Annotated in this window: 1 protein-coding gene; it reads right to left on the reverse strand. The window is 45.5% G+C overall.

Features of this window, described 5'->3' with window-relative positions:
• On the reverse strand, nucleotides 1-1024 hold a 1024-nt coding region (locus tag R7Z50_RS24205), incomplete at its 3' end, for a sugar-binding domain-containing protein (protein ID WP_411979506.1).
• Nucleotides 1025-1373 lie beyond the last annotated feature (349 nt).

Genomic DNA, 1373 nt, shown 5'->3' on the forward strand with positions numbered 1-1373 from the left:
GGTTTACACCATGCAGCATCACGTATTGGTTGTTGATGTAGAACAGGCCGTCACGCACTTTGATGTCACGGAAACCTACGCGTTGTGGGATCACTTCCACGACCTTGCCTTGGTGATCTTTTAAGGTGATGAACAAGTGGTAAAGGTAAGGGTTTTCAGCCGTCCAATGTGTTGGGCTCACCATATCAATCGCAAAGCTTGTTGAGTGGTGGTTTTGGATAGTCAGTGAATCGCATTGACCACTGGCTACGACAGTGCCTTTGTCATGCAGCGCGTATTCCAGCGTGTAGCCAGACGCGATAGCGGTAGAAAGGTTTTCCAATTCGACTTGAGCACTGAGCATCGCACTTTGGTAATCGTCGGCGAAATCGGTGCGAATGGTGAGATCTTGGACGTGAATCTGCTCTTTGCCCATAAGATAAGCATCGCGGAAGATCCCCGCCGTCCACCACATGTCTTGGTCTTCAATGTAAGTGGAATCGGCCCACTGCATCACGCGTACAGAGAGTAAGTTTTCGCCTTGTTGGACGAACTTGGAAATGTCGAATTCCGCTGTGAGTCGGCTGCCTTTACTAAAGCCGACGTACTCGCCGTTTATGTACACTTCAAAGTAGGTTTCCACGCCGTCGAACTTGATGATGGTTTGTTGGTTATCCCACTGTGGACCAAGTGTAAATGTGCGTTGATAAGCGCCCGTTGGGTTGTCGGTTGGTACAAACGGGACGTCGATCGGGAATGGGAAGCCTTCATCGGTGTATTGCAGATCGCCGTGGCCTTCCATTTGCCACATGTTTGGGACGGTAATGTGTCCCCAGTCGTTCATTGTTTGTGAGTAAAACTCATCAGGTACCAACATTGGGTTGGTGAAATAACGAAATGCCCATTGGCCGCTGAGCAACATGAAGCGGCGACTCAGTTCACGTTGAAAGGTTTGTGCGCTCTGAACAGAGTCGTAGGAGAAAAAGTACGCACGCGGTGCCATACGATTCTCGTGTAAGTGTTGGAAGTTTTCCCAATTGTTCACGTTTTGATCTCCCCTCGGCTTGGTGCGCTTATGTTGGAGTGCGGATTGGTTTCATCGCGGCTCAACATCAGTGCAAAAACAACGGCCGATGTATTGTGAAAAATGCTTATGAATAATCTGAGAAAGATATTAGTAAAAGTTTTACTAAAATAAATTAGTGAAAACGTTTTACTTTAACTTGGTCACGTTTTAAATGACCAATGTTGAGCAAGATGTGATCAGAGTAAAGGAATGCGTTCTAGATTGTTTTGGAAAGTAAAAACAGTAAAAATTCGGTAGAAAATAAAAGAAGAAATAAAAAGCACTGAAAATTCAGTGCTTTATTTGAGCAATTTTGAGGGTGTTTTTA

The organism is Vibrio sp. 1249-1, assembly GCF_033340495.1.